Source organism: Psychrobacillus faecigallinarum (genome assembly GCF_014836595.1).
In the GTDB taxonomy this organism is placed as follows: Bacteria; Bacillota; Bacilli; order Bacillales_A; family Planococcaceae; genus Psychrobacillus; species Psychrobacillus faecigallinarum.
Genome location: NZ_JACSQO010000010.1, coordinates 104871 through 131851 on the forward strand (window position 1 = coordinate 104871; position 26981 = coordinate 131851).

General features: G+C 33.3%; 21 protein-coding genes. 7 read left to right on the forward strand and 14 right to left on the reverse strand.

Translation table 11 applies throughout. The features are described from left to right. The first annotated feature begins 760 nt into the window (after positions 1 to 760). From qoxA to H9650_RS16970, 5 genes are all read left to right on the forward strand, one after another. Complete coding sequence (qoxA, locus tag H9650_RS16950) at positions 761 to 1717, forward strand: cytochrome aa3 quinol oxidase subunit II (protein ID WP_191697713.1); 957 nt, start codon at positions 761 to 763, stop codon at positions 1715 to 1717. 61 nt (positions 1718 to 1778) lie between these two features. Further along, complete coding sequence (qoxB, locus tag H9650_RS16955; RefSeq protein WP_144538721.1) at positions 1779 to 3728, forward strand: cytochrome aa3 quinol oxidase subunit I; 1950 nt, start codon at positions 1779 to 1781, stop codon at positions 3726 to 3728. After that, a complete protein-coding gene (qoxC, locus tag H9650_RS16960) occupies positions 3725 to 4321 on the forward strand; it encodes a cytochrome aa3 quinol oxidase subunit III (RefSeq protein ID WP_154310141.1) in 597 nt (198 codons plus the stop codon). The genes qoxB and qoxC overlap by 4 nt, the downstream gene beginning before the upstream one ends. Before the next feature lies 1 nt (position 4322). Next, complete coding sequence (qoxD, locus tag H9650_RS16965; protein ID WP_144538725.1) at positions 4323 to 4604, forward strand: cytochrome aa3 quinol oxidase subunit IV; 282 nt, start codon at positions 4323 to 4325, stop codon at positions 4602 to 4604. A gap of 933 nt (positions 4605 to 5537) precedes the next feature. Continuing rightward, the gene (locus H9650_RS16970) at positions 5538 to 5993 is read left to right on the forward strand and encodes an AraC family transcriptional regulator (RefSeq protein ID WP_191697715.1); all 456 of its coding nucleotides are present in this window, start codon (positions 5538 to 5540) and stop codon (positions 5991 to 5993) included. A 115-nt stretch (positions 5994 to 6108) separates the two neighbouring features. Here H9650_RS16970 and H9650_RS16975 read toward each other — a convergent pair whose 3' ends face one another. The 5 genes from H9650_RS16975 to H9650_RS16995 all read right to left on the reverse strand — a co-directional run bounded on the left by H9650_RS16975 (position 6109) and on the right by H9650_RS16995 (position 11164). Beyond that, complete coding sequence (locus tag H9650_RS16975; RefSeq protein ID WP_144538729.1) at positions 6109 to 6342, reverse strand: hypothetical protein; 234 nt, start codon at positions 6340 to 6342, stop codon at positions 6109 to 6111. 233 nt (positions 6343 to 6575) lie between these two features. Continuing rightward, the gene (locus tag H9650_RS16980; protein ID WP_144538731.1) at positions 6576 to 7310 is read right to left on the reverse strand and encodes a glucose 1-dehydrogenase; all 735 of its coding nucleotides are present in this window, start codon (positions 7308 to 7310) and stop codon (positions 6576 to 6578) included. Between the two features lie 305 nt (positions 7311 to 7615). Then, positions 7616 to 8719, reverse strand: a complete 1104-nt coding sequence (locus H9650_RS16985; RefSeq protein ID WP_144538733.1) for a Ger(x)C family spore germination protein — start codon at positions 8717 to 8719, stop codon at positions 7616 to 7618. After that, complete coding sequence (locus H9650_RS16990; RefSeq protein WP_144538735.1) at positions 8706 to 9812, reverse strand: GerAB/ArcD/ProY family transporter; 1107 nt, start codon at positions 9810 to 9812, stop codon at positions 8706 to 8708. The genes H9650_RS16985 and H9650_RS16990 overlap by 14 nt, the downstream gene beginning before the upstream one ends. Beyond that, a complete protein-coding gene (locus tag H9650_RS16995) occupies positions 9809 to 11164 on the reverse strand; it encodes a spore germination protein (RefSeq protein ID WP_186318195.1) in 1356 nt (451 codons plus the stop codon). Before H9650_RS16995 ends, H9650_RS16990 begins: the two co-directional genes overlap by 4 nt. Before the next feature lie 384 nt (positions 11165 to 11548). Between H9650_RS16995 and H9650_RS17000 the strand changes: the two genes are divergently transcribed. Next, positions 11549 to 11935 (forward strand): hypothetical protein, encoded by a 387-nt coding sequence (locus H9650_RS17000; protein WP_144538737.1) that lies wholly within the window; start codon positions 11549 to 11551, stop codon positions 11933 to 11935. 591 nt (positions 11936 to 12526) lie between these two features. Next, positions 12527 to 13111, forward strand: a complete 585-nt coding sequence (locus H9650_RS17005) for a 2OG-Fe(II) oxygenase (RefSeq protein ID WP_144539166.1) — start codon at positions 12527 to 12529, stop codon at positions 13109 to 13111. Positions 13112 to 13491: 380 nt separating this feature from the next. Here the strand turns inward: H9650_RS17005 and H9650_RS17010 are convergent, their stop codons facing one another. From H9650_RS17010 to H9650_RS17050, 9 genes are all read right to left on the reverse strand, one after another. Continuing rightward, the gene (locus H9650_RS17010; RefSeq protein ID WP_191697717.1) at positions 13492 to 14322 is read right to left on the reverse strand and encodes a nuclease-related domain-containing protein; all 831 of its coding nucleotides are present in this window, start codon (positions 14320 to 14322) and stop codon (positions 13492 to 13494) included. Positions 14323 to 14522: 200 nt separating this feature from the next. Next, on the reverse strand, positions 14523 to 15584 hold the full coding sequence (locus tag H9650_RS17015; RefSeq protein ID WP_191697719.1) for a hypothetical protein: 1062 nt from the start codon (positions 15582 to 15584) through the stop codon (positions 14523 to 14525). Positions 15585 to 15642: 58 nt separating this feature from the next. Next, the gene (locus H9650_RS17020; protein WP_191697720.1) at positions 15643 to 16722 is read right to left on the reverse strand and encodes a hypothetical protein; all 1080 of its coding nucleotides are present in this window, start codon (positions 16720 to 16722) and stop codon (positions 15643 to 15645) included. Between the two features lie 891 nt (positions 16723 to 17613). Continuing rightward, complete coding sequence (locus H9650_RS17025; protein ID WP_191697721.1) at positions 17614 to 18840, reverse strand: MFS transporter; 1227 nt, start codon at positions 18838 to 18840, stop codon at positions 17614 to 17616. 35 nt (positions 18841 to 18875) lie between these two features. After that, entirely contained in the window at positions 18876 to 19919 is a 1044-nt protein-coding gene (locus H9650_RS17030; RefSeq protein WP_151113201.1) for an ArsR/SmtB family transcription factor, read from the reverse strand. 326 nt (positions 19920 to 20245) lie between these two features. After that, a complete protein-coding gene (locus H9650_RS17035) occupies positions 20246 to 21598 on the reverse strand; it encodes a TniQ family protein (RefSeq protein ID WP_151113198.1) in 1353 nt (450 codons plus the stop codon). A gap of 97 nt (positions 21599 to 21695) precedes the next feature. Then, positions 21696 to 22826: an AAA family ATPase gene (locus H9650_RS17040; protein WP_225321646.1), complete on the reverse strand. Its 1131-nt coding sequence runs from the start codon at positions 22824 to 22826 to the stop codon at positions 21696 to 21698. Further along, complete coding sequence (locus tag H9650_RS17045) at positions 22826 to 25480, reverse strand: TnsA endonuclease N-terminal domain-containing protein (RefSeq protein WP_151113196.1); 2655 nt, start codon at positions 25478 to 25480, stop codon at positions 22826 to 22828. The genes H9650_RS17040 and H9650_RS17045 overlap by 1 nt, the downstream gene beginning before the upstream one ends. After that, positions 25470 to 26804: a TniQ family protein gene (locus tag H9650_RS17050; protein WP_151113193.1), complete on the reverse strand. Its 1335-nt coding sequence runs from the start codon at positions 26802 to 26804 to the stop codon at positions 25470 to 25472. The genes H9650_RS17045 and H9650_RS17050 overlap by 11 nt, the downstream gene beginning before the upstream one ends. Between the last annotated feature and the right edge of the window lie 177 nt (positions 26805 to 26981).

Below are 26981 nucleotides of genomic sequence, written 5' to 3' on the forward strand. Positions count from 1 at the left end.
TTGAATATAGATGGTAGATTTCCGCTTTAGGCGGTCGCTTCAATAATAGGTAGAGGGTGAATTAGATAAGTTAGAATGAAAAAAATTATACCGTTATATTTAGCCATTAAATCGAATTAATTTATACTTAAATTTTGAATATAGATGATAGATTTCCGCTCTAGGCGGTCGCTTTCCATGGGGTGAGCGATGAGCCATCACCGCCGCTTGCGCGTCGTTTGTGATGTCTCATCTGTCTCACTCATCCCACTGGAGTCGCCGCCTGTCACTTCAATCAACAGGATAAAATATTATTTAGAATTCCATTAGCTTGCTATGTAGATATAACTTTGTTAATGGCATATTTAGAATTTTATTTATTTTGTGTTCCTCCGTTAGTTATTAATGCTTGTTCTGCTAACCTCAATATGGCTACCAATTTATGTCCTTTCTATCTCCAATAAGACATCCTACAGATATCTAATTCTTCGTTTTAGAGCCTTTCCAAGATGGAAAATGAACAACATTACTTGAAAACTGCTCAAACAAAAAGTACAAAAATACCAATTAAGCCCATAATTATGAACGAAGTTGACACTTTCTTAAATATTTCACAATTGTGTTAAAGAACGTTCAAATCTTCTTGAACAATTCGTGAAGTCCGGTTTTTATATTCGTTTTTTTGAAGGCATGGTAATAAGATAGAGGCACAGAGAGGAATTCTTTGAAAGCAACACTAGTTACCTTAGCTTTTTATAATAGATTGGAAAGGGGTACAACGATGAAATTAAAATTGAAGTGGGCTCTCTTGACGATGGTTTTCACTATTGTCACTGTGTTAACAGGATGCGAGCCATTACTTGTTTTAGACCCTAAAGGCCCTCAAGCCGAGGCACAGGCAAATGATATTATGTTATCTATTTTCCTAATGTCGGGGATTGTGATTGTCGTTTTAGCTATCTTAGTTTTTGTGTTAATAAAATACCGTGCTTCTAAACAAAGCGAGGATTACGAGCCACCTCATATAGAAGGAAGTCCGATTGTGGAAGCAATTTGTATCGGTATTCCTATTATAATAGTTATTTTTCTTTCAATCGTTTCAGTTAGAAGTAACTATATTGTAGAGTCGACGCCTCAAGGCTATGAGGATCAGGAACCATTAATCATTTATGCATCTTCCTCTAACTGGAAATGGCATTTTAGTTATCCTGAACAAGGTATTGAAACGGTTAACTACTTATATATCCCAGCTAATCGTGCGATTGAGTTTAAACTATACTCCCACGGACCAATTACTAGCTTTTGGATTCCACAGCTAGGCGGGCAAAAGTATGCGATGTCTGATATGGTGACTACGTTACACTTAGCTGCCGATGTTGAAGGCGAGTTCATGGGCAGAAATGCGAACTTCAGTGGATCTGGATTTGCAGAAAACGTCTTTGATGTTACCTCTATGTCTAATGCCGATTTTGAAGATTGGGTAGAGGAAGTACATGAAACTGCACCTGCTCTTACAGAAGAGAAGTTTGAGGAATTATTAGAACCAGGTCATCTTGGCCGTTCAACTTATACAGGAACACATTTAGAATTCTCACCTGCTCCTAGTCATGACCATGGCGATAATGCAGAGGAATCTGAACACGAGCACCATGAATCAACTGATAAGGATGAGAAGTCCGATCATGAGAATCATGGACAAACTAATGAAACTGAGGAATCAGATCATTCTCAGCATTAATTGAAGGATTACAAGATTACTATAGTAAAAGCTATAGATTCCTGAAAGGAGAAACAAAAGTATGGATTTCTTTGATCGCTTTGCCGTACCACATCCAAGCTTTTTGATATATGCATCCATGGTCGGAATTGGCCTTACGATGGTTGCAATAGTTTTAGGTATTACCTACTTTAAGAAATGGGGATACCTCTGGCGTGAATGGATTACTACAGTAGACCATAAGCGTATTGGTATTATGTACTTGCTTACAGCATTATTGATGCTGTTCCGTGGTGGCGTTGACGCCATTATGATGCGCTATCAGCTTTCGATGCCAGAAAACACATTTTTAGATTCACAGCATTATAATGAAGTCTTCTCCACTCATGGAGTAGTAATGATTTTATTTATGGCAATGCCGTTTATCATCTTTTTCTTTAACTATGTTATTCCATTACAAATTGGAGCAAGAGATGTAGCGTTTCCACGTTTAAATGCACTTAGCTTCTGGCTGTTCTTTATGGGTATGGGATTATTCAACATTTCCTTCATCGTAGGTGGATCGCCTGATGCAGGTTGGACTTCTTATTTCCCACTTGCAGGCAATGAGTTCAGTACATCTGTTGGTACGAACTATTACATGATTGCTATTCAAATAGCTGGTCTTGGTACATTGATGACTGGTATTAACTTTATTACAACTATCCTGAAAATGAGAGCACCTGGTATGACTTTAATGAAAATGCCAATGTTCACATGGTCAGCGTTTATCGCAAACATCATTATCGTTTTCGCTTTCCCAGTATTAACTGTATTACTAGCAATGGGAACAATGGATAGACTGTTTGGGACAAACTTCTTTACAACGGACAATGGCGGAATGGATATGCTCTGGGCTAACCTGTTCTGGGTTTGGGGACATCCGGAGGTATACATTCTAATACTACCGGCATTCGGTTTATTCAGTGAGATTATTTCAACCTTTGCTCGACGCAATCTATATGGCTATAAGTCAATGGTTGCTTCCATGGTAGTTATTTCTGTCCTATCCTTTGTCGTATGGGCGCATCACTTCTTTACAATGGGTCAAGGTCCATTATCAAATAGTATCTTCTCGATCACTACGATGGCGATCGCTATTCCGACAGGGGTTAAAATATTTAACTGGCTGTTCACCCTATGGAAGGGGAAAATCGAGTTTACGACACCGATGCTTTACTCCATCATGTTCATTCCACTGTTCACTTTAGGTGGGGTTACAGGGGTAATGCTTGCAATGTCAGCAGCTGACTATCAATATCACAATACGATGTTCTTAGTTGCCCATTTCCATAACGTAATTATCCCTGGTGTTGTTTACGCAATGCTAGCTGGTCTTACTTACTATTGGCCGAAAATATTCGGCTTTATGTTAAACGAGCGACTAGGAAAATGGACTGCATGGTTATTATCCATCGGTTTCGTACTAGCCTTCATCCCAATGTATATTACGGGATTAGACGGTCAAGCGCGTCGTATGTACACTTACTCTGAGTCTACAGGTTTCGGAATGTGGAATATGGTTTCCTTCGTTGGAGCAGGTATTATGGCAGTAGCCTTCGCGTTACTTGTTTATAACATCTATTACAGTATCCGTTATGCTTCTCGCGATATTGGGGATGACCCATGGGATGCACGATCACTGGAATGGGCTACACATACACCAGTACCTGAATATAATTTCGCTGTTACACCTCAGGTCGAGTCTACACAAGCGTTTTGGGATTCTAAGAAAAACGGTCATGAAATATTCAAAGGAAAAATCGAGAAAATTCACATGCCGAATAATAGCGGTTTACCATTTATCATGAGCTGTATCTTCTTTGCCCTTGGGTTTGCAATGATCTTCAGCATATGGCCACTTGCCATCGTTTCATTGATTGGTATTTTAGGTTGTCTAGCATACCGTTCATTTGAACAGGATCATGGAAGATACATTTCGGTAGAGGAAATCGAAGAAACGGAAAGAAAATTGCGAGGTGCTAAAAAATGAAGGTAGATAAGTCACTTCCACTTGAGTACAGCACAGAGGAAAACAGCTTAAAAGTCTTGGGCTTTTGGATTTTCATCGGGGCGGAAATTATGCTTTTCGCAACACTTTTCGCCTCCTACTTCACCTTAGAGGATCGCATAGGTAGCGGTCCCTCTGGTGCAGATATTTTTGAAATAACACCAGTGTTAATTGAGACACTTTTACTTTTAACGAGTAGCTTTACAATCGGTCTTGCCATTCATGCAATGCGAATGAACCGTACAAAAGCAACAATGGCTTTCTTTGGGATTACACTTCTTCTAGGAGCTGCTTTCCTAGGAGTCGAGATTTACGAGTTTACACACTATATACATGTTGGAGCAGGACTTCAAACTAGTGCCTTTACGGCGATTTTATTGACGACGTTAGGGACACATGGTTTGCACGTAACATTTGGTTTCTTCTGGGGATTGTTCATTCTCCTACAAATCAAGAAGCGTGGTCTAACTCCGGAAACTGCTAATAAGTCATTTATTTTCTCTCTATATTGGCATTTCCTAGATGTGATTTGGATTTTCATCTTCAGCTTCATCTACTTGAAAGGAATGATGTAATATGAAAGAATTATTCCCTCTCAAGCAAGTAATGGGCTTTGCATTTTCATTGGTCCTAACAGCAGTAGCATTATTGGTGTACTTTATGGATATGTCCTTTGGAGTTGGAATGACTATCTTACTGCTGACTGCGTTTACCCAGGCCGGTTTACAGCTAGTGGTATTCATGCATGCTGGCGAAACGGATGATAAAAAATCCATTTATGTCAATGTCTATTACGGCTTATTGCTCGCATTATTAACGATTTTAGGTACGTTACTTGTAATGGTGTGGGATATGTAATAACGAAGAAGAGCGTCTATTAGGCGCTCTTTTTTTGTTGATAAAGATGGAAAGATATAAGAATAGATGACTGATTTTCGCTTTAGGCGAACGCTTTCCGTGGGGTGAGCGATAAGTCATCACCCGTCGCTTACGAGCGCGGTTGTGATGGCTTATCTGTCTCACTCATCCCACTGGAGTCGCCGCCTGTCGCTACAATCATAGGTTGTGTAGGAATAGAAAGTCATTTGAAAAAAGCTTGCTAAACTATCTAAACGGTTACTTGAAAAGAATGAGAGAGAGATGGGAGATTTCCGCTTTAGGCGGACGCTTTCCGTGGGGTGAGCGATAAGTCATCACCCGTCGCTTACGCGCGCGGTTGTGATGGCTTATCTGACTCCACTCATCCCACTGGAGTCGCCGCCTGTCGCTTCAATCATAGGTTGTGTGACGAGAAAGTAGTTAGGATAAAATCAAATTCAGTTCGGGCAGTTTGTATCAAAAATAAATCTCAAAAAATAAATGGCCGATCTCCGCTTTAGGCAGGCGCTTTCCGTGGGGTGAGCGATTAGCCATCACCGTCGCCTACGCGCGCGGTTGTGATAGCTTATCTGACTGACTCATCCCACTGGAGTCGCCGCCTGTCGCTTCAATCATAAAGTGTATGTAGGGTAAAATGTTGTGAGTCTGGAACAAGCTGAATTCATTAATATGTATCAAAATAAACCTCAATATAAGACTCAAAAAATAGATGGCTGATTTCCGCTTTCGGTGGACGCGTTCCGTGGGGTGAGCGATAAGTCATCACCTGTCGCTACAATCAATAAAGTGAGTAATTTTCATTTTTTGTAGGCAAATTGCTGCCTATAAAATTAACTCGTGTATATATTTTTTAAGCATGTTACATTCGAAATGTACCAAACAATTCCAAAAGAAGAAAGGAAGTAAGAATCGATGAAGTTTGAAGTTGAAACGCTACCTAACTATCGCTTGGTTTATGTACGACGGGTTGGTCCATATGGTTCTGCAAATATTGAAGTTATGCAGAAGTTAAAAAATTGGGCTAAAGAGAAAGATCTTTCGGGAACTATACTTGCTATCCAACAAGATAACCCTACGACAACACTTCCCGAAAACTGTAGATTTGATGCTTGTTTAGTGATTTCAGAGGATTATCAAGTGGATGATTCGATTTGTGAAGGCGAACTAGCTGCAGGTGAATATCTTGTTTACAAGGTTAAACATACAGCCGAGGACATTCAAATTGCATATGCTAGCATTTTTCCTTCTTTACAAGACAATGGATATCAAATTGACAACAAACCCATTTTAGAAAGGTACACGGAGGATATGGTAAACAACCATTATTGTGAAATATGTGTACCGGTAAAACCATTAAAGATTGGTTAAGAAAGTTGTGCCTTTCTGGACTTTGCACATGAGGAGTCACTACTTACACTTAACCAATAAAAAAAGGCATTTAGAGTAGCTCCTCTAAATACCTTGTTCACAGAGAGTATCTTGTTTAGATGCTCTCTTTTTTCAATTGTTTGGAGTTCAAAATCATTTCCTCTGAAGCAACTAATATCATCCCAATGATAAATGTGAAGACTGCTCCCATGACGATTCCGATTCCAACGCCCATAACTGTACTATACTCACTTATTAATGTTCCATATAAAAAGACAGCAATTCCTATAGTTAACAAGGCTGCACCTACAATTTTTGTAGCGTGTAACATTTTTACGTATGATTCCATTCGAAACACCCCTCTTAACCTATATTATTCACCTTGTTCACAATTTTGTCAATACTTTTTGTCCGAAATGTGAACGACTGTGAATAGTTAGAGGTCCCTTCTTCCCCAATTATATGCTTCCTCTCCAGTTACTATTAGCGTAAGTCATATAAACAAAAAAACTCCCCAGCAGATTCATACCTGCTGAGGAGCTCTCTATAATAATGGAAGTATTATTCCTTCCATCAACTTTATTATTGTGCAGTTAATCCACCATCGATTACGAATTCAGATCCAGTTGAATAGCTTGATTCGTCAGATGCTAGGTAAAGAACAAGGCTAGAAACTTCTTCAGATTGAGCTACACGTTTAAGTGGGATATGCTTAGCGAACTCTTTAATCATTTCTACCGCATCTCCTTGGGTAACCATTGGTGTTTCAATAACACCCGGGTGTACGGAGTTTACTCGAATGCCATAGTGAGCTAATTGAAGAGCTGCTGCCTTAGTCATACCACGAACAGCAAATTTCGTATCTGTATATCCGACTGCTCCACCTACTAATCCGTTCATAGAAGAGATGTTGACGATAGAACCACTACCTGCTTTTTGCATAGAAGGAACAACTGCTTTTGTTCCTAGGAATACAGAAACTTGGTTGATGTCCACAATTTTACGGTAGTCAGCTTCAGTCATTTCCATTAAAGGCTTGCTCATGCTGATACCAGCGTTGTTCACTAAGATGTTAGCTGGACCGAAAGCTTTTTCTGTTTCTTCAATAACAGTTGTCCAGTCCGCTTCTTTTGTTACGTCTTGTTTTACAAACAAGACGTTTTCTCCTAGTTCTTTCGCTAGAGCTTGTCCACCTTCCTCGTTCAAGTCAGTGAAGACAACTTTCGCACCTTCGCTTACGAATTTACGTACATGAGATTCACCCATACCACGAGCTCCACCAGTAATAATAGCAACTTTGTCTGTTAAACGACCCATTCAAATTCCTCCCACTAATCTATTTTTCTTTTTTGTAAACGGTTACAATTCCATTATATACCTACTTTATCCTAAATCAAGTAGATACAATAACGTTTAAACATTATGATATGAAGGAATTAATGTTAACAAAAATTTAGCCTAAAACACTTAATTTCCCCTATAAAACTGTCCTAAAAACAGTGGTTAAGATTTGCAAATTTGAGTCTATAACGCTACACGATTTTGACTTTATGGAAGGCAGGGATTAAAACCAAGGTAGACTACTCAGCAAAGCTTTCATACTCCCCTTGTAATAAGTATTTCTATTGGATTGTTCCAGTACTTTTTAATGCGATATCTACGGTTACATCAATTGGTAGGTTTGGGTATGCCTCTTCCCATTTTTTAAACGTACCTTTATCATATAGCTGCATTGTTCGATATCTAAGCCCGAATCCAAAGGGGTCTAGCTCTTCCTTTTGAAGCGTGGTGAGTAATTTCTCCAAATTTCCTTTTATCTCTTTGGAAGCTAATTTATTATATTTGTCTAAGTTGTTTAGGGGCAATTGCTTATTTGACTGGCTGATGACTCCTGTCATTTTTACGTCTACCTTGATGGATGTAGGTCGTTCATTATCATTTATTACTTTATATTTCATCTTAACGGTTCCCATATTTAGTACTAGCTTTAAATCATCAGTCACTATTTTAACGCTGTACCCACTTATACTATTTGCCAGTGAATTGTAGTCTCTCGTTAAACTAGAGGATAATTCAAGTGGCTTAATCCTCTCCTTCACTACTACGGATTTATTGACGATTAGCTGAGTACCTGACTCATTTGACTCCACGATTGGTATAATCGGATCAACACCTTCACCATGAAAATCTCTTCTAAATTCATATAAATAAGTTGAGACTATATAGGGACTTTCCGTACCTGTATTCCCAAAAAATTTAGTAAGTGGAGATGCAACTGCAGCCTCCCCCTTTGGTTCAGTTCTAAGTATAGCTTCCGCCGAAGGTTTAGCTACAGCAACCCAAGCGATTGTTTGTATATCCCCTCTTCTAAAAAGATAATCCATAAAATCCTTGAGCTCTTCTTCTAATAGCGCTTCATTTATTAGGATTATTTTTGCATGCCCAAATTCCAAAACCTTATCCGTATGTGTTTCTAATATTCTAACCGCTTCTTCTATATTTTCACCCTCATGCACTAAATACTGATAGCTCGGTTCTTTTTCTTGTTTGATGGATGAAACAGGGATAGCTAGCTTCAATGTAATTTTATATTTACCGCTTTCTTTTTCAGAAGGATCAATTCCAATCGCTGTAACAAATATTCGATTATCAATATCTTTAAATCCACAGCCCGAAAGAAAGCTTGTAATGACTAGTATAATTGTCAGAAATTTAAGATGAGCCATTAGACTTTAACCTCCGTTTTGCAAAAAGTAAACTTACGATTAAAACGATGTAGAATATTGGCAATATATTATAGAAATAAGTAGAAAGTTTAGTTAATTGATATTCACTAATTTGTCTCGTCACAGCTATTCCTATAATCCCGAATAGAAAAACAAATAGATAAGATGTGAGATTTCTTTCTTTCCATTTCAATTTTTTAAACAGAAAAATACTTTCAAATATTTTCAGTGAAACATGCCAGTGGATCAACAGGCTAATAAAGGCTACTCCCAAAAATAAAATGACAAAAATGAAAATGGCTCGCTCAATTATTCCAAACTTCATGCGTACAGCATCGCTTGTTGTCACCCAAGGAAAAGTAAAATTATCAATTTGTTCAAAGCCATTAAAACCTATAGGTATGAAATATGTTGTAAACAAAGTGAAGATACCTGTCAAACTTAAAATGACTATTTCCTTAAATCCTGCTTTCTTCTTAAACTTAATAAATTTATTGAAGATAATTATGTTCACAGCACCTATAAAAATATACGTAGATGCTGAATAGGCATTATAGCTTGGTAATTCATTGATGTGTGTAATAGCTACCTTTACAAAATCCCAATCTAATCGTGAATCAGTATATATTTTTACTACTAAAAAGAAAATGACAGGTACAAACAAAACTAACACGAGCTCAGTTGTGTAAAGAACACTTTTCTCCTTCATTAACACCCCAAAGGAGATGATCAATATAAATGCCAGAGTTGTTATGGTAACAGAAGTCTCATAAGACAAAAAAGTAGTAAACAGCATAACATACGTTGCAATAGTTATTAGACCCGCAGCATACCATGAAATTGCAAAGTAAAATAAAACAGGGTAATAAAACCACTTAGAAGTATACTTCTGTAATATTTCTGGAAAGGTCATATTTGGAAAATGCCTAAATAAGTTTATAACAGTGATAGTAAGAAATACTCCAACAATGATAGCAATAATCATGGACACTATGGCTCCATTTTTGCTCTCACTCATTAAAATTCTTGGCACAGATGCGATGATGTTAGTAACCATTGTGACAATTATTAAGTAATATAGATACCGGCTCATCCTTTTGATCGCACCCCTATTTCTTTCTTCTCCCCCCACCAATACATTTTTAGATAGGGCTCACCAAAGCTTCTTTTGTTAGCCAAGAACATTACAAGCCCTAGAGATCCTAGTATTAACCCTATCGTTCCAAAAAGCGTTGTATAGATGATTAGCATATATCGACAAATACGGATAGAAAAGCTCATCTCACTAATCGGAATGACAAAGCTTGTAATAGCAACAGCAGACACAATGATAATCATGATATTGGAGGTTAATGCTGCTTCAGTAGCCGCAGTTCCTAAGATCAGTCCTCCAACTGTCGTAGCTGTTGCAGAAATGGCCTTAGGCAATCGTATACTTGCCTCAGTAAGAAACTCCATGAAAATAAGCATGAATAATACCTCGATAAAGGACGGATAAGGCACTCCAAGTCTACTCCCTGCTACAGTAAGCGCCAATTCCGTTCTCATAACATCTGGGGTATAGGACGTCACGGCAACATACAACGCCGGTAAAATGAGACAGATGATCAAACCTATATACCTCAGTATCAATGTAAACGTAGTAATCCAAAAAGTATGATAGTTATCTTCCATCGAGAGCATAAAGTCAAAGAAAACAACGGGAGCTATTAATGCATGAGGACTCCCATTAATCATGACTACAACTTTTCCAGCGGCCAGATTATATGATATTCGATCAGGTCGCTCCGTCAAAATCAGGGTAGGAAAAAGAGTAATTTTAGACCCATTTAAGTGGAGCTGCAAATCTCCAGCAGACTGAATAAGTGTCGCATCTAAATTCTTTAATTTTTCTTTGACATTTTTGAGTACAGACTGTTTTACCGTCTTTTCGTCATAAATAATGGCCACGGGCTGGTGAGCCTTATCCTTCAATTGGTGCATTTCAAACTTTAAGGTAGGCTCATGATAACGCTGCCTAATAATGTTTAAATTCGTCTCAATATCCTCACTTAAAGCTAATTGTGGACCGTAAATAGTAGGCTCCATTAATGTTTGCTGTACTTCATTCGAATTCACTAATTTAATATCTATTAGATAAAACTCATCTTCTATAGCTACTAGGACATGTCCCTTCGTTATTTCAATTTGCAGTTCTTCTCCCGATTTCATCGTAGTTAAGTCCGGCAACGATTCGACATAAGATTGGTAACTCCCAAAGGATTTCATTTCAAAAAAAGGTTTAATAATCGTTCCATGTAGCTTAGCACCATCTACAACTGATTTTAAATAGAACATAAATACTGTATTCCCTTCCATTTGTAAGGGCTTGAAGATTATATCACTAGAAGGGGTAAACTTTTCAGATAGCTCATTCATCAATGTAGGAGGATTCGGTTTCGACATACTATCCAAGCTCATAGCCTCCATATAAGAATATTTTTAATACATTTAGGTTAACCGAAAGTACAAAATTCTAACCAATTAATGGCTTTAATTATGTAAGTCTTTAGAAAAAATGAAGAACCCCATTTCTTTTGAAATGAGGTTCTAGTTTTGGGGCAGTATATGGTTAATTTAAAGAGACAAGTTAGTCTTCCCTATATCTGTTGTTCTATATTCTCTACTTTTGTTTTATTTACACTTCCGACTTGTAACAATTTATATCTCACACCGTTTAATCGTGTATCTGTGATAGAGCGTTCCTATGACAAACAAAGCAAAATCTACAGCTTTAGATGTTTCGTTTAAGCTATATATAATACTCGTTTCAAAACTGGAGGTAAACATATGAAACGCACTTTATTGACTATGGTTTTCACAATCTTACTCTCAGGATGTGGACTTGAAACATTGACAATTGACGATTATTATAAAAAGAATTTAGAGAATGTATCCAAAATAGAAGTTTTTGACAGCAGTAATAGTAATAGTCGAACAACCACAAATAAAGAGGAAATAATGTCTTTTATAAAAGAAATTAAGGATATTAAATTTATACCAGACGAGGATCAAAGTGAAAGAGATGGATTTCTGTACTCCATTACTTTCTATGAGGACGACAAAGCAACCCTCCAATTCGGTTTAAATCAAATTGGTGATGACTATTATAATACCGAGCCTGATATTGAACCGATTGTATACGAATTTTTTAACTCTATGAGTGAACAAGACTAGTAAATATTATGTATTAATTCAAAACAACGCCCACCTGCATAAAGGTGGGCGTTGTTTGATGCATACACTATTGCCATTAAATCTGAGTAAAGATAACTAGCTACATGGTTAAACACTCTTGATCAGTAGATAAATAAAATAAGGTGCCCCTAAGATGAATACCACCATAGTGTAGTCTATCCACTCCTAATAAGTTGGCACCTTTTTACCTCCCCAGTAATTATCGATGATTCAACGCATCCGTTGGCTAAATATTACTTCACAAACTTTATAATTTGTAATCAATGATGCGCAGTTATTTATCACTATTTTCTTCCACCATTAGCAAACAACAGCTCTGAAAAATTATTTTTGCTATAATTTTCACAAAGTTGCGATTTATAAAAATTCTGTGATAAAATAAAATGAAATTTATTCCAGAAGAAAGTACATACCCTGAAAGTATTTTAAGTAAAAAGAAGACCGTTAACGCATTTAAACATTATCCAAAAACGTACTCGTGTTAAATAATTTAATAGATTAAAAGGTGGTTTGAAGTTGATAACGGTAAATAAAGAGCAAACTATATTTGATCACGTTGGACATAAAATAATGACAGATAGAGAGATTGACATAGTCACAAGATTAGAAGAACCATTAATAGTGGTTTTAGGAAATGTGTTAAGTAACGAAGAGTGCGATGAACTAATCAGATTGTCTAAGGACAGAATGAAACGTTCTAAAATTGGAACGACACGCGAAGTAAATGAGCAGAGAACAAGTAGTAGTTCGTTTATTGAAGAAAGTGAAAACGCTATTGTTGCTAGAATCGAAAAAAGAATCTCCTCTGTTATGAATATACCCATTGAACACGGAGAAGGCCTTCAAATCCTTCAGTATACACCCGGTCAAGAGTATAAAGCCCATTACGATTTCTTTTCATCAACTAGTAAAGTAGCAAATAATAATAGAATTAGTACTCTCGTTATGTACTTAAATGATGTAGAACTAGGTGGAGAAACTTTTTTCCCTAAACTAAATTTTACCGTAACACCTAAAAAAGGAATGGCAGTTTACTTTGAGTATTTCTATAACGACCAAACTTTAAATGAATTAACCTTACATGGTGGAGCACCAGTTATAGCAGGTGAAAAGTGGGTTGCTACTCAGTGGATGAGGAAGCAGAAGATAAGATGAAAAAAGAAAAAAAGAACACACTGTTATTTTTTTTGTAAAACAGTATGTTCTTTTCTTTAAGTATAGCTCACTTAGGAATCATTATTTTATATACGATTGTTCAGAAAAGGTAGGCAGCTCTTCGAAAGAGAAGATATAATAGAAAACTATGAGTATTTATTTAGAATAGTTTTTGCTAAATCAAGTGCAACAGCTAATTTTATTTGATTTTTCTTACTGAGCCCCTGTATATATTTAGTTATTGTTGTAATCTCTACAATCGGCTCAAGTTTCAAGAAACTTAGAAAACTCAAGCTGACATGTAACTTAGAAGAATAATCGGATTACCGAACGTTCTTCAATTTATTCTCTATCCTATATATTTATAGTGAGATAATTTCCTAAAGTAGTTTTTGATGCTCAAAGCAATATATATTGCCTTTAAAACGAGTTTTGTTTAATAAACAATATTTTTTAACCTTTTCGGAAACTGGATTTCCACATGTTTTACAATTCGAAAGGTGATTCTCATTCTTAATAGATTCCCTATCCTTTTCTTTCAACGTTTCAACATGCTTATCTCTTATATATAAATCAGTTATATTAGCACTCTTTATTTTATTGTATAGGTTCTGTAATTCATTCGTAGAATAAATTGGTTCAGGATTTTGAAGCTTAAGTATATTGATCTTTCTCGTAATATACTCCGATAGTTCTATGTCATAAACGATTAAATCATTCGATTGTATTTTTCTTAATTCATCACTTACTTTAAAAGTACATCTTTTAGTAAAAGAGACCATTGAGACAAATTGTGTCTCACCTTCTATCTCGAGAACTCCCTTAATCGCTTGTATATGACCATAATTCTGATTAAATGGATTCATCATCGGAAATTTCCCATTAACACTCCACTTAGTCCTGCTCCTATCTCCATAAATAGTTCCACTATAATTCTTAGTCTCTACAACAAATATTGCAAAAGGAGTAAAGATAACATGATCAATTTGTGAATATCCAGACTTAGCTTTATTGTTTTCAATTAATACATCACTTAGATATTTGCTATTCTTAGGAAGTTGGTCAAGTTGTATATTGATCTTATATTCACCAAGCTCACCAATTCTTGAAGGAGTTGGTTTAGACTGTTTCTCTATTCTTTGCTTATTGGTAACAGATACTTTCTCGGTAGACTCTCTTTTAAAAATATTATTAATTATTCTTGAAAACATGTAGACTCTCCCCTTTTCTTATATATCGTTGATTCTTTAATTAATTTAATAATTCGTTTGTAATACAATAAATTCTCCATTATATCCAAATAAGCCATGTATTAATTAGACAGAAAAAAACCTCCTAATTCATCTTGAAAATTAGAAGGTCTTTGATTAAACTTCATTTAGCAATTGTTCCATATTTAGAATCTCTGTGTTTAGTTAGGTACATATGCTATAAATTCTAAAACTGAATCTGGTGAATCTCCATCAAATTCTAGACTATATAAACCTGAATCTGTCATGACTTCAGCTGTGTATGAATAGCCACCTTCCATCTCATTTTCCCATCCTACAACTTCTACTGTTTGATTAAAGATACTTGTTAATTCATCCACAGTTACTTTATTTTTAGGAGTAATGTAATAAGCATGCATTCCTCCACTCTCTTTATGAGATTCACAAATAAAGAATGTTTCGTAGAAGGAACACATTGCTCCCTCATAATATTCTTCTGTTATTAAATTTTCTGTAATTTTACTTTGTGCAGTATAGTAAAAATCTGTCACATTAATATAATAGTCATTAATTGTTGTCCCTACAAGTTTTGACAATTCCTCATTAATAATAATACCCAAGCGTTTTCCACTGTTGTCTACGATTTCTCCATTTTTAAATATATAATTTTGAGTAAAACCGTTTTCTGCTGTCACAATGAAACTATTTTCTTCTAAATTAGCACTATATGTCTCTGTTGATTGTAACTCAATTTCTACTAATTCTTCAATGGATTGTGTAGCTTCATTATAATTTAGAATCGATAAACTTTGGCGGATAGTACTTGCTTGAGCTTCTATTATTTCAAAAGCTAGTGCCTCTTTTTCAGTTCCATCTTCATATAGAAGTTTACCGATTGACTCTAAATATATATGTATATTTGACTCATAATTTTTTGATATATCTTCTATCCATTGATCATTTTCAAATTTATAGATTGTTACATTGCTATTTTTTATATCATCATTTATGCCAAGTACCATTTCCGGTACTTCATCTCCCTCAAAATCTACTGATTCAAGAAAACTACTATCTATACCTTGAATCCGGTCTTGATAAACAGCCGTTTTCTCAAACTCTGCTAAATACTGCTGAGTGGTTTTCTTTTCAATAACTTCTTCAATTATTTCTTTTTGCTCTTCTGTGTTAACTTTTGTATTTTCATTAGCACAACCAACTAATAGGAAGCTTAGAGCTAATACCGAAATTATTTTTTTAAGCATTACTTCTTTCCTCTCCTTAAACAACTAAATTTACATATTTATACTCCACTCATATATATCATTTCTTATATCGCCCCATTATTCCTTCTAAGTATTGCAAATCCGTCTCATATGCCCTGATAGATTTACTAAAATCTCCTCTAATACCATCTTTTTTATATGAATTTTTCAGAAGCCAACTAATATGTGAGATAATTCTTGAAGGATGAATATTCATTAAAGCATTATTTAACGCATTTCTTCTTTCTTCATCTGTTTTATTAGTTACTTCATAACCAAAGGTTCTTAAATCGCTAAAATCTTTCCAATTTTCTGCATTATGTTTATTCGAATTTGAAATTTCATCATTAGTTTTGGTTAATGGCATCATTTTCGGGACTTCAAACCTAGAATGTTTTTTAGAATGAGATTTCTTTATAGAAATCATTTTATTTCCAGACAATTCATAACCAGAATAGTTAGCCAACATTTCCCATAAAGTCATATTACTTTCTGAAATCATTCTATTTATTAATAACCTACGGGTATACAAATAGTCGAAGTACTTTTTAAGAACCGTATTATGTGCATTATTCCAAATAATAAATAGTAATTTTACAAGCCAGTAATCATTTCTAGTTATAGAACAAGCAGTTATTAATTCCTCTATATACCTATCAAACATTTTCTCAAATTCAGTTAAAAATTCATGATTATCTTTATATGATAAAATTTCAAATAAAATCATAAGATGAATTTCTTCTATATTTTTTTGTCCTACTATTTCTTTGACAAACCTATTCAGCGCCAGTTGAAAATCCTCTATTGTTTCTTCACTTAATACCGTAGACTTTATGTTATCTTTTGAGGTGTATTTTTGGCTAATATAGAATGCTAAATCACACCTATTAGTTTTTACTAATAAAGCTACAATTCTTAATAATTCTCCAAAATCTAAACACCGACCATTTATTTCAAAAAAAACATCATAAGGTAAACCTGAATCCTCATTAACATCCGGAATTAATATATTTAGTAAATATTCCATATCTTTCTTCATTACAGAGCTTTTTAGCATTCTTGTAAGTCTTTTCATCTTACTCACTAGTTCTTCATTTTTCTTTTTTAATTGTTTGTATTCTTCTAATTTAATATTCATAGTCGCAGCACCGTTCTCAGTTATTTTAGATTGAGATACAAGTCATTTACTATTTAAATTCTATTAAACAATAATATTACTATTTATATGTTTAATTACAAATAAAACCAATCCTCTATACATATCGGCATTATTAATAATATTTGAATTACCAAAATACAAGCTAATTAAAGGATACATGTTATTTTTTAGACCAAATACTAAGATTAATATTGAAATACTGGGCATGAGTTTAATTAAGATGTACTTAATATGTTTATCAACTATTTTCAATCATTACTTTTGGACTACCTAGAAAGCAAAAGAAGAGCGATTCTAAAGTTCTTAAGCTATTTGAACATGCAAAGTTTTTGGCTTGATACTAAATGATATAGACAAAAAAGAAAACCCTTGAATACCAAGGGTTTTGACATGTGACATAAACCATATAATTTCCTAAGAATAAACCATAAAGTTCCCACGCTTAGAGCCACATGACTTTAAAGAATTTTTAAGAAGAATATATTATAAAATATCTTAATTAAAAATCAAAAATAAGGAAATAACTATAAAGCTCTCTACTTTAGGAAAACTTATGCTTTATTTTTATACTTTAGGAAATTATATAATTTATTTATTTTTCTTGAAATTATGATACAAATATGAAACAGCGAAAAATCAAATCACATTTTAAATTAGACTTCCCTCTAATTCTGTAACCACATAAAAATGAGCTAGGATATTTTCTCCTGGCTCATTTTACTTTAATATTATTTTTGACTAACGCACCCGTTAATATAAGGTTAGCCAGATTTTTCTGGTTGACCTTTAGTTAAAGTGAAACATTTCACTAACTTGTTCGACTAATTAAAGTAACTTGAATTTAAAAATCCCGATAATCCTAAAAATAAGTTAATTACCAAACTGTCCTTCCCTTTCTACTTCCCCTAATTTCTTTCCAACTTTAACTTGCTTATTTAAATATAGATACCCAACCAATGATGTAATACAGATTACACTACCAATTACAAAATATAATGTCCGAATACTTAAGAACTGAACGGTTACTGTAGCAAATAATATACCTAATGGTAACATTGTTCGCATTATCAATAAGCGAACCGAAGTCACTTTTCCCATTAAATGATTTGGAATTGAACTTTGGATGAGTGTAATGTTGTAAATATTAAAAATAGCAATAGCCATACCTGCCATGCATTCTGTCAAGACAGCAATAAAATACCACGGTGTAATACCTAAAGAAATATATGTACATCCTCCAATGAATAACGCAGTAAAAAGAATGCCTATACCCTTAATCTTTAATAGCTTGGAATTAAGTAAGGCTCCTATTGTGTAACCAATTGGAAAAGCAGACATAAACAATCCATAAGCCGAATAAGGTTGGTTTAATATTGTAGTTATATAAGGTAAAGTTGTCACGATTGTTACGCCTACACCGAATTGGACAAAGCCGAAAAATATACCCAGCCATACAATTAACTTATGTTTGAAATAGGATTGAAGTCCTTCTTTAAACTCTACAATCCACGGTTTTCTAACAGCCATTTTTATATAATTTTCATTTATTTTTAACAAAGTAACAGCACTTAGTGCAAATGCGATTGATATAATAACTAGTATCCACTCTATCTCTAAGACATCTACTAGGACACCTGATAAAAGCGGTCCCATAACCGCCATGACTTGTCGAACGGACTCTAATGATGCATTTGCTTGTGATAGTTTTTCTTTTTCAATGATCGTTGGTAAAATGGCTTGATTTGCCGGTGTGAAAATCGGCATAACTATTCCAACAATAATTTGAACGATATAAATAAAAGTTATCGTAAAGTTATCTTGAAAAAGAAATAAGACCAAAACAGAAGCGAGCAACATTCGGATTAACTGACAACTAATCATTATCCATTTACGACTCCAACGATCAATATATGGTCCAATAAATAACTGCATAAAAAAAGATGGTATGTAGTAAATCAGCCATACCAACCCTAAAGCAGTGGGTGAGCCTGTTAACTCGTAAATTAAAATTGAATTACATGCAGTAAATAGAGCACCGCCTAATTCCGAAGTTGCACTACTCAGCCAAATAGAACGAAAGCTAGGATTGTTAATCAATAGTAAGTCACCTTCCTTTTTATCCTCTTTTTCAATTACTTTCTTAAATATAGGTTTAGTTCTTCATATAAAAATGCGACCGCATTCCTTTTAAGTGAATACTTAGATTCAATGATTTCCACTAATTTAGCTGATCTCAGAATTTTGAGGTGATGATGAATTGTAGATTTACCAATGTTTAATTGAGTAGTAATGTCTTGTAAAGTACGGTCGTTTTCGTACAGTAATTTAACAATCCTCATTCGTACTTCATCTCCTAATGCCTTATGTTTAAGTACTAAAAAGTCATTTGGTGTATATCGATTATTTGGTGTAATACTTTCATTCGCTACGGGATAATAAAATACTTTAGTGCCTTCAATATCTGACTCTATATTCCAAGGCCGATATATATATTGGGGTATTAAAAGAACATTGTTAACACTTGGTTCTGGCATATAAACAATTCCTCCAGTTGCCCATTCAACCAGTCTTTCAGAAGTCATTTTGTCGGACATTTGCTTTTTCATATCATAGTCAGTTTGTAGTATTGTATTAAGTCCTTCGAGATCTTTATTAATAACAGCTTCGTACCAACCTTTCATCACTACTATAAGGTGTTCTTTTAGAAAGCTGACATCTGTTGTACTAATGAATTCAATGTATCGTGGAAAAAAGGGATTGTTGCTTGTTAAGTATTTCATTTCCTCAATAGCCGCTGCCTCGCCTAATGCTGCTTTATTTCTTATGAGTTGAAATTTCATGCCAACAAAGGGTAAACAAATAAATTTAAAATCTGTATCTGAAATATCCTTTATGTAGGAAGTAAACTCCAATAAATCATTAAATCTTTTCTTATGTAACAATTGAAGTAGGGCCTTCCAAGTATTGTTGCTTTCAACAAAGTTCAAATGCTCTAATAGTTCTATTGATAAGGATTTTTTCAGGTCTTCCCAATAATCCTCTGGGTTTTCTAAAGTTTTAATAAATGGGGTATTGGTTATTGCAGCTATCCCCAAAGCACACTCCCATAAAACTGAGTATTCTAGCTGAATTTGATAGGATTCTCTTTTCTTACTTGTAAGATTTAAAACATCCACTTTAACACCTCTTTAATATAATTTATATTTTCTTAATATTCATTCTATATTAATAGAATGCAAAATTCAACATATATAGAATTAAAATTCCTATTAAATTTAAAATACCCCATTCGTATTGAATGGGGTATTTAGCGTATGTATGTAAATTTCTTATTGTTCCATCAAGTTACTGATAGGTAAACATTCAAATTATCTCAGGCTTCTCCGCTACTTCAATAGGAATCTTCTAGTTTACCAATATTCTTTTAAAAAAGCCGCTGATTAGTGGTTATTCCTATTGAATTTATTCCAGAAGAAACCTTTTAAATCTCTCATTTTCTTACTTATTTGCTTTTTTTCACTACACCTAATTCTTCCAATAGATCACTAAGTATTTCTCTATGGGAATTCTTCCAAAAAAACTTGGGTTTTTTTAACTCTTCTTCTATATTAGATGAGGAGGGAGTAATACCATCATTCATTAACTTTATAATGATACTTCTAAGGTCATCTTTCATTTTTATATTTTTTTCATTTATGTACTCTTTATATTTATTTACTATTATTTCAGTTTCATGGGGAAGTTTTTTACGTAATGTTTCAGTTTTTTTATACCCTAATATTTTTGTAATTTGAGATAAAGAAAGGGGTGGATTATTTTTATCTTCATTTTTAATAATTACTCTCCTCAGTTCTTCCTTCAGTTCATTAATTTCATATTTTTTTTGATTCTTATATAAATTATTTTGGTAAATATACTGAGGTAGTCTTCTTATTTTTTCTCCCATAATATATTCTTCGTGAGAAAAAAATTTGTTTAAAGAAATTGAAGTAACATAACCTAATTTTAATACCGAATATAATGAAGCCTTTCTTTGTCCATTTTTCCAATAACTATATAATCTTCTTGGAATATTAGAAACTTTAAAGATATCATTTTTCTTAATTCCATAGTTATTAGCTATTAAGTTGATAATATATTCGATATTCTCACCATAATTTATCCATTTCTTATTATTATATACTCTTTCTTGCTGATTAAGTATAAGTAGTTCTTTTATATTTTCAATGATCCATTTTTGCCAAACTATATAATCTTGTGGCAATTCTTCATATTTTCTACAATCTGTTAAACCTAAGTAAGTATCACATATATAACAGTGCCCTGTTCTTCCACTCCTTGTCATATGATATTGTATATTATTACAGGAAGGACAACTATTAACTAACTTACATCTATGTTCGAAACAAACTTCCACTACCTCAAAACTCCATAATAGTTTTTCATAGATTGGACTTTTGTTATTTCTACAATCTTGAAAACAAAGAGGACACCAATATTTAGTTGATCGAACTTCATAATCTGATAAAAAAGAGTTAAAGTTTATTAAAGTAAGATTTTCCAAATTCTTTATGGTAGTTAAATTTGTTAAAGCATACACGAGTTCATTTGAATTATAATGGAAATTGTTAAAAGCAGATGACTTATTTGCTTTGATTCCATCTCTAGGAAAATTTTCCTTTTCTAAAAATGGATAAATAATTTTAGTAAATAAAACCCCTAACGTTATATTATGAGCTGAACTTAACCTAGTAACATAGCTTGTAAGACTTTCTATATTAAACGTACCAACTCCAATTGGATTCATGCTATAAAGTAAACTGCTTTTAGGGAGATTGTTTAAAATATTTTCCAAATCGATACCTCCATAGTATAAATGTTAGTTTAGTAGCACATTAATAAAAATACCATTTTTTCATTTCTATTTTTTTTCAAATAATTTTAAATGAAAACTATTTTAAACCAACATCATCTCTTGTAGGGTTTCTTTTTCCCGGAGTAGAAACTTTTTTTATTATTTTTTCTTTTACATCATCTTGTTTTGTTCCAAGGAGGGCCCTAAGTTTATCTTTATCACTATCACTTTCTTTAAAGACTAATTCTCCACTTATTGCTTCGTTTGCCAAGGTTAAAAGTTTTTTCGTTTTTAACGCGTTCTTTTTTAAATTGGTATAGGTAATAGTTGGTTCATCATTTTCGATAGCCCCTGCTAGGCATCTCCTCAACCAGTCTTTTAATATTCCTGCACATCCTAGAGAATTCTCATATAAATATTCTGAGTATGCTATTAAATTAGGTTCTTCTTGGACAGGTAGTAGTCTTTGAAATGTCAACAGAATAGAATGAAAATTCTTTTTATCTACTCGTATTGTATAGTCATATCTTGGAAAGTGAATTTCTTTTACCCTTCTTGACAATTGTCCATCTAAATTAAATACTGTATTTAAATCATATGTTCCAAACAAAACAATTTTTGTATTACTCATGTTTGCTAATGATTTTATTGAATTAAATTGTCTTTGATTTTTCTCGCCATCTCCTCTTTTGTCTGAATTAATTTTAAAAAAATGTTGCGCTTCATCAATAAGAAGTGCCTTTGTTTTTCTATAATAAAAAGCATTTTCTATTGTTCTACGTAACACCGCTGCAGTCCCTGAATTATTAGACTTTAGGGTGTATTCCTTATTCTTCAAATTATTAACATCAATCTTATAATCAATTAAAGGTTCATTTAATGAAGTGAGTACACGATAATAAAAATCTTTCCAATTAAACTTCCCTAAGTCTGGATTTGGGAGTTCTATTCCGGTAATAGGTATAATACTTTTATCAACTTCAATCTCTTCAACCATATCAGTTACAATAGATTGAGCAGTTGCATAAAACAATCTTGATTTTCCTACACCAGATGGTCCAACCACCATTATAATATTATGATAACCATTATAGATTTCATTTTTTAATTCGATTAATACCTGTTTCATTTTTGGATGGCTAACAGTAAAATCATCAAAAAACTTTTCACGTTCTTCTTTAGATTTTGTTAGTAGCTCTTCACTAAATAATCTTTGTTTATTGATCACTACACCAACTCCCCAAAAATCTCAAGTTCATCGTCTTCATCTTTTGCATCTTCTTTTACAAGATCTACATTTTGTTTTGGAACCTGTATATTTTCTAAAACATTTAGATCCTTTTCTAAAGGTTTATACTTTTCTATAGCAAGTATTTCTTCTATTCCTTCTGATTCGAGAATATAACTAGCTATCATTCTTGCTGTTATCGTATTATTTCGAGAATATAATTTTCTCTTTTGCCTAACCTCTTCTGCAATCAATTTTATTTGTTTCTCTGTCTTTCCATTTAAATATTTATATTGTTCAGATAGGCATTTTACCCATTGATTATCTATAAATGCATAAGCTATCCCAATATTAAATGGATCATATTTAACTTCTAAGTTAGTAGCTTCAATTTTAGGATTCCTAAATTCTTCACACCAATAATATGAATAGCTTAGTTTAATACCTTGACCAGGATGGACCTTTCTTGTTTTCCCTTTGGGAGATGGTAAAGTCATTAATATAAAGTTTTCATCGTAAGGAATGTAAGTATTTGAGCGATTACCTGACACAGCTATAGATTCCACAAATGCTTCTTTTGGAGTTTGATTAAGAGATGGATTTTCCTTATTGTCATATATATTACTAAACCATGTATCAAGTCGTTCATTCAAAGTCTCAAGTCTCCACACTGCATGATTTTTTGGATTTCCACTTTTAGTTACTTGCCTTACATTTTTAGTGATTTGAGTATTTCCTCTTAAATTGTGAATAAATAACTCATTTGTAATTCCAAATAACCGCTCAATAACATGACCGTATCGTGCCTTTGCTGCAGGTCTTTGTTTTTTATGAACACTGTATAACGCTAGCAATGATTCAAAATATACACTACTGAATTCCTTTCCTCCATCGACCACTATATAATTTGGTAAACGATTAGTTCTTTTCACACATTCTCTAATCACCATCATACAAGACCGGTAAGACGGTTCTTCAAAGGTTAAATAATATGCAAGAATTCGTCTAGAGTAAGCATCAATCATTAGTGTAAGCCATGGTCGCTTAGAAACCTTTCCATTAATATTTAGCTCAATATCTAGCTCAGTGTGATCAATATGTGCTATCTCAAAAATTCGTTCCCCATGTCTTGGAGTAGTAAATTCAAGTTCAATATAAAACTCTTCATATTTATAAGATGCCCTACTACCTTTCCTAGCTTTTTCAATATCATATAATGCTCGATTATTTATTGTTTCACAAAAGGTGGCATATGATGGTACATACAAATTAGATTCCTCGCACTTTACAAGTAATTCGCGATAAACTTGTTTGGCAGATTTAGATTTTATTGTTTCATAACTTTCAGATATCATCTTATACATCAATTCTATAGTCTCAGCAGGTAACTTCGCATTTCTATTCCCTCTTTTTTTAGTTTGAGGTAGTAGACCTACATACCCATTGCCATAAAGTTCTTCTGCATCTTTATACTTTTTCACCCAGTTGCGGAGTGTTCTGTCTGTTACATCTATAAATTCTATTTTTTCCCCGTTTAAATACTTAACAACAATCTCATACTTTTTGTTTGCTTCTATTAAATCAGTTTCATTCGCCTGCAAAATCATCTTTTTTAGTTCGATACTTTCCTTATTTTCATCCTTATCAGCCCCAAGAATATACCCGTCTAATATATACGATTCAAATAAATTAATAGGTAACTCAATATTTTTATTTTCATCCCTTGAATATAAAAAGACTATTTTACTTTCGTGATCATAATTAAGAATTGTCCAAACTGTATTCCCCCAAACGATATGATTTCCGCTATTCAACTCTATTGTATTAGTATTTCTCTTCCTTCTAGTTGAATTCTCAACTAAAGAAAAAAGTTTATATTGTTCTATATTTAAATAAACTTTTACATTTTCTAAATCAGTTATTAATTCATTATATAAATCAATATATATAATTTCTTTAACTATTAGTGCATATATATCATCAGCATTAAACTGAGTTTCATCACTTAGTAATAATTCTTTTAAAGTTATTCCAGGAGCTTCTTGAATAGATTCCTTTATTCTTTTAATTTTTGTTTCATTTAACACATAATCTTTAACAAAATAGTCCTCTAGAAATTCAAGATTACGTTGAAGATTCCAATTTATTTCTGAAGATGAGTGAATAAGAAAGTCTAGATTATATTCAGCTGCGAAATCTTTTCCAGGAGTAAATATCCATTGCTCATTCTCCCTAAGGTATCTATCTGGATTACTCTGAGATTTTTTAATAAGCTCTTCTTCCGTTTTGCACTCAACCCAATATGCCCTTTCTTTTTCAATCACAAAAAAATCTGGTGTATTCAAATAAGCCATTTTTTTGTTGTTCTTATTACTTTGATAGTAGGTAAGTTTTATTTGTGGTGGCTGATCATAATATTCTAAAACATTATCGTTATATTCCAACATGTAAATAGTAGGTAATTCCACCTTATGACTTTCAAATTGAATAGTAACTCCCATTTTTTTACTACTATACCGACCACTCACGTTATGTTTACCTCCGCCAACTCTCCTTGCTGGCGGTGACTGTCTTACACGTTGTATTTCATTCTTAGCATCGTCTGTTAAGTTGAGTTTAATTGCCCAATCTTCAAACTCACTATTACTCATCATTACTACTCCTCCCCTTTCTCCTGTAAAAATTTTCTTGAGCCAATAGGTCTTTCCAATATTCTTGGAGGATTCTCTCCTTGAGCAGCCCCTTTTTATTAGATTTATTCTGAATTTTCTCACTACTAGGATATATACCCTCATTTACTAAGTAATAAAAGGCTTTTTCAATTTCTTTTTTTAATTCTTCTATTCTCTGTTTTGATTTTTGATTGATATACTCTTTATATCTTTTTGAAATTTGTTTACAATAATCCGGAAAATTGCTATATAAGATTCGTTTATCGTGTTCTATTATTCTAGCAGTAGAAGCCATTGAAATTGGAGGCTCATATATCAGTGCTTCCTTCAGCCTACTTTCAATAGAAGTAAGGTCCAGTTTTCTTCTAATAGCTTTGTCTTTATTAATATTCTTTTTTTCAATCTGATGGTTTAAATCTATATTTTCCCAACTTTTTGTGAGGAAATCGAAAATTGTAGTCTCTAATTTATAACAGATAATTAGTAATCCATCTAAGGTAGGGATATTTTCGGATTTAGCCCAGGCTCTTAAAGTACTTTTAGGAATACTTAAGAATTTAGCAAAACTATTTATATTGTCTGAAAAAAGATTGTTATTGATATCATTTAACTGGTTACTAATATTTTCTTGAGTGAATATCTCACTAGGTTTTAATCCTATTAAGCTTTCTATATTTCGATATACAAATGAATGCCATTGCCATTCCTGCTGGTTAATCTCTTTTCTAAGTTGATCCTGTATTAGCAAGTTAAAACAGTTGGGACAATGACCTGGGATCATTTTTCTACGCAGTATATCAATTTTCTTGGTGCATGATGTGCATTTTTCAATAAGATAACACTTATGCTCAATACAAATCTTTATAGGTTTTAAATACCAAATTAATGGATAGTAAATAATCTTGTGTTCAACGTTCCATTTCTTTATACATTCTGGACACCACGAGAAAGTTTCTTTTAGTAAATTTCTTAATGGAACTAAATCTTTTAATTTTAATAGAGTTAGGTTTAATAGATCTCTTCTGGTTGTTAACCTTTCCAAAACACAAACCAATTCAATTGAGTTATTCGTGTATCCATTTATTGTTTTAGCACCTTCATAAAAACTGTTACCACCGTATATAGAGCTTCTTGCCAAATAATCTTTATGCATTTCAGGAACCACTAACTTATTTACCAAGTGGCCTACTTGGATGTTATGTTCATATGAAATCCTGATTAAGTAACTACTCAGACTTTCTACTAAACCTGTTTCAATTCCAATAGGATCAATGTTATATAAGATACTTCTATGGATTTGGTTCAGTCGTTATCACCTCGAATAGTAGTTTCATCTCAAGAATTTTCTTGAAAGATTACTATTATTATTGGCAATTTTATTATTGATTTATTCATTTTCCCCTAAATTTTTTTACTAAAAGTACTGCCTTGTCGAGTTGACATCAACATTCCAATTTCACAAAATAAAAAGAAGTCAATTTGA

Bases quoted from the DNA above. Each gene is read 5' to 3' on its own strand.
- qoxA (WP_191697713.1), top strand. From the start codon at position 761: ATGAAATTAAAATTGAAGTGGGCTCTCTTGACGATGGTTTTCACTATT.
- qoxB (WP_144538721.1), top strand. From the start codon at position 1,779: ATGGATTTCTTTGATCGCTTTGCCGTACCACATCCAAGCTTTTTGATA.
- qoxC (WP_154310141.1), top strand. From the start codon at position 3,725: ATGAAGGTAGATAAGTCACTTCCACTTGAGTACAGCACAGAGGAAAAC.
- qoxD (WP_144538725.1), top strand. From the start codon at position 4,323: ATGAAAGAATTATTCCCTCTCAAGCAAGTAATGGGCTTTGCATTTTCA.
- H9650_RS16970 (WP_191697715.1), top strand. From the start codon at position 5,538: ATGAAGTTTGAAGTTGAAACGCTACCTAACTATCGCTTGGTTTATGTA.
- H9650_RS16975 (WP_144538729.1), bottom strand. From the start codon at position 6,342: ATGGAATCATACGTAAAAATGTTACACGCTACAAAAATTGTAGGTGCA.
- H9650_RS16980 (WP_144538731.1), bottom strand. From the start codon at position 7,310: ATGGGTCGTTTAACAGACAAAGTTGCTATTATTACTGGTGGAGCTCGT.
- H9650_RS16985 (WP_144538733.1), bottom strand. From the start codon at position 8,719: ATGGCTCATCTTAAATTTCTGACAATTATACTAGTCATTACAAGCTTT.
- H9650_RS16990 (WP_144538735.1), bottom strand. From the start codon at position 9,812: ATGAGCCGGTATCTATATTACTTAATAATTGTCACAATGGTTACTAAC.
- H9650_RS16995 (WP_186318195.1), bottom strand. From the start codon at position 11,164: ATGTCGAAACCGAATCCTCCTACATTGATGAATGAGCTATCTGAAAAG.
- H9650_RS17000 (WP_144538737.1), top strand. From the start codon at position 11,549: ATGAAACGCACTTTATTGACTATGGTTTTCACAATCTTACTCTCAGGA.
- H9650_RS17005 (WP_144539166.1), top strand. From the start codon at position 12,527: ATGACAGATAGAGAGATTGACATAGTCACAAGATTAGAAGAACCATTA.
- H9650_RS17010 (WP_191697717.1), bottom strand. From the start codon at position 14,322: ATGTTTTCAAGAATAATTAATAATATTTTTAAAAGAGAGTCTACCGAG.
- H9650_RS17015 (WP_191697719.1), bottom strand. From the start codon at position 15,584: ATGCTTAAAAAAATAATTTCGGTATTAGCTCTAAGCTTCCTATTAGTT.
- H9650_RS17020 (WP_191697720.1), bottom strand. From the start codon at position 16,722: ATGAATATTAAATTAGAAGAATACAAACAATTAAAAAAGAAAAATGAA.
- H9650_RS17045 (WP_151113196.1), bottom strand. From the start codon at position 25,480: ATGATGAGTAATAGTGAGTTTGAAGATTGGGCAATTAAACTCAACTTA.